Source organism: Kineosporia sp. A_224 (assembly GCF_002198655.1).
GTDB lineage: Bacteria > Actinomycetota > Actinomycetes > Actinomycetales > Kineosporiaceae > R-H-3.
In genome coordinates, this window is the sequence record NZ_MWLN01000109.1 from 1 (window position 1) to 2712 (window position 2712).

A 2712-nucleotide genomic window follows, 5' to 3' on the forward strand; every position below is an offset into this window, starting at 1 on the left:
CGCCAGACGGCCCTGAGTCCCCTCCTCGCCACCCAACCACCCCAGATAGGTGCCTTGTTCAGCGGACTCCTAGCGGCTCAGCGCGGCCGCAGGCCGGCGGCGGTGCCGCGGCGCCACGACCACCGGGCCGCGAGGGCGCCCGCGAGCAGCCCCGCGAGCCCGGTCGCGCCGAGGCCGACGGGGTCCGTGAGCAGCAGCGCGGCCGTCACGGCCGGGTCGTCGGCGGGCGCGACGGCGGGGCCGGCCGGCAGCGCCGGCAGACCGGCGCGGGAGGTCGTGGCGCGGGCCGCGCCGGTCGACGGCGGGGGCGTCGTCGGGGATGTCGTCGGGGACGTGGTCGTGGGCGTCGTCGTGGGTGGGGACGCCGCGTCGTCGTCGCGCCCGGCCGCAGTGGAGGACCGGTCCGGGATGGTGAAGCCGTCCGCGCCGGGCGTGCCGGGCGCTCGGGTGCCGTCCGTGCCGCGCCCCGGCCCGGGAGACGGCCGGACGCCGCCGACCCGGAAGGCGACCGTGCCCGCGGCGCCGCCCCCGCCGTCCGTGCCGTCGTACCCGGGGTCTGTCCCGGCTTCCTGGCCGCCCGGCAGCACGTACCAGACGACCCGGTAGTCACCGGGGCCGTCGTCCGGCAGCCGCACGCTGAGGACGGCAGCCGACACCGACACCCGCACGTCCGCCGCCGAGGCCCGGCGCGGCGTCGAGACCCGCACCGCCGCGGCCCGGGCAGCGGCCCCGGAGGTGAACCAGAGCCGGACGACCTCCGGGGTGCGCCGAGCCCAGGACCCGTTCTCCGGGTCGGAGCGGAGCACACCGACCGGGGCTGTCCTCGTCAGGGCGGCCGAGGAGCGGGTCGCGGAGCGCGCCGCGGAGCCGGCCGGGGCGGCTGCGGCCACGACCGCGGCGGCGGGCGCGGCGGCGAGGCCGCCCGCGAGCACGAGGGCCGCGGCGGCGACGGCCCGCGGACGCGCTGTCACCCTCTAGGTGTCGGCCGCCGGGGGCACGGGGTTGACGCCGTCCGGGTCGGATCACCGCCGAGAGAGTGGTACGGCTGCGAACGATCTCAAGAGCACCCGTCGTCCGCCGACAAGTCAGAAGACCGGCGCAGGAGCCTGCCGGGCGCGGCCTCCGCGTCCGAACGGCACCGCGCAGGTCGAGCAGCCGAGCACCCCGGCCCAGGAAGGAGCCGCACCTGCCGTGCAGATCGTGTCCGTCATCGACCGCGCCGCCCGGCAGTGGGTCAGGGTGTCGCTGAGCGGGGAGATCGAGACCGCGACGTCGACCGCGATCCTGCGCTCCGGCCTGGGGGCGCTGCTGCGCTCGCGCCCCAAGGGCATCAGCGTCAACCTCGGCGGGGTGGACTCGTTCGGCGACAGCGGTCTCCAGGAGCTGCGCCGGGCCGTCCTCCTGGCCGCCGACGACGGCGTCTGGTTCGAGATCGTCAACGCGCCGCTGCCCGTGCACCGCAGGCTCTCCGTGGACCCGGTGCTCGCGACCGTGCTCGAGGCGTACGCGTGGCGCCGGCCGGGGGAGCGGGCGCAGCTGGCGGGCGTCCGGGGCTGACGCGGCCGCCGGGGCCGGGGCCGTGCAGGGCTAGCGTGGGGGCGTGACCCGGACCGCTGCCCGCCGCCGACGCGCTGCCGTCGCGGTCTTCGCCGGCGTCGGGTCCGCGGTCGTCATGGCCGCGTGCAGCGGCCCGGGACCCGCCCCGGCACCGACGTCCACGCCGTCCGTCACCACCGCCGTGCCGAGCAGCCCCGCCGGTGCGTCCACCGGACCCTCCGCGACGTCCGGTCCCGTGCTGCCCCTCACCGGCGCACCGGGCACGGCCGACCGCCCGGCCCTCGTCGTCAAGGTGGAGAACTCCGCCGCGGCGCGGCCGCAGAGCGGGCTGCAGGCCGCCGACATCGTCGTCGAGGAGCTCGTCGAGGGCGGCATCACGCGGTTCGCCGCGATGTACCACTCCCGTGACCCGGGGACCGTCGGACCGGTCCGCAGCGTGCGTCACGTCGACGTCCAGATCGCCGGCCCGACCCGCGGGATCCTCGCGTTCTCCGGCGGGGCGAAGGTCGTGCTCGCGGTCGTCCGCACGGCCGACCTCCAGCTCGCCCAGCAGGGCGACCGCAGCGGTGCGTTCTACCGCTCCCCGTCACGGCGGGCACCGCACAACCTCTACCTGCGCGCCGGGAAGCTCTGGGCCGCAGCCGGTCCCGACCACTCGGCACCGCCGCCCGCCTACCTGCCGTTCGTCGCCGCCGGGTCGGTCCCGGCGGACGCCGGTGCAGCCGCGACCCGCGCGTCCCTGAGGTTCTCCGCCGCCGCCCGGCCGTCGTGGACCTACGACGCTGCGAAGGACCGCTGGCTGCGCAGCGAGAACGGGCGTGCGGCCGTCGAGTCGTCCGGCGCACGGCTCGGTGCCGACACCGTGCTCGTGCTCCGGGTGAAGGTCGGCGACGCCGGCTACCGCGACCCCGCGGGGAACCCGGTGCCCGAGACGCGCTTCGTGGGCAGCGGGCCGGCGGTGCTGCTGCACGGCGGACGGGCGGTCGAGGGCACGTGGAGCAAGGCCTCGGCCGATGCGGCGCTGGTGCTGACCGGGGGTGACGGGGCGGCTCTCGGGGTGCCGGCCGGGCGGACCTGGATCGAGCTCCTGCCGGTCGGGGGCCGGTTGTCGTTGTCCTGACTCCCTTTGCTTGTCTGCTGTGGTCGGGGGCAGGT

The 2712-nt window shown here is 77.7% G+C and carries 3 protein-coding genes; 2 read left to right on the forward strand and 1 reads right to left on the reverse strand.

Annotated features, from left to right (window positions below):
* Positions 1-77: 77 nt before the first annotated feature.
* On the reverse strand, positions 78-971 hold the full coding sequence (locus EDJALFJO_RS09195; RefSeq protein WP_088284418.1) for a copper resistance protein CopC: 894 nt from the start codon (positions 969-971) through the stop codon (positions 78-80).
* Positions 972-1191: 220 nt separating this feature from the next.
* Between EDJALFJO_RS09195 and EDJALFJO_RS09200 the strand changes: the two genes are divergently transcribed.
* Together EDJALFJO_RS09200 and EDJALFJO_RS09205 are read left to right on the forward strand one after the other, a co-directional pair.
* Complete coding sequence (locus tag EDJALFJO_RS09200; RefSeq protein WP_088284420.1) at positions 1192-1557, forward strand: hypothetical protein; 366 nt, start codon at positions 1192-1194, stop codon at positions 1555-1557.
* A gap of 43 nt (positions 1558-1600) precedes the next feature.
* The gene (locus EDJALFJO_RS09205) at positions 1601-2677 is read left to right on the forward strand and encodes a DUF3048 domain-containing protein (RefSeq protein WP_088284422.1); all 1077 of its coding nucleotides are present in this window, start codon (positions 1601-1603) and stop codon (positions 2675-2677) included.
* The last annotated feature ends 35 nt before the right edge of the window (positions 2678-2712 follow it).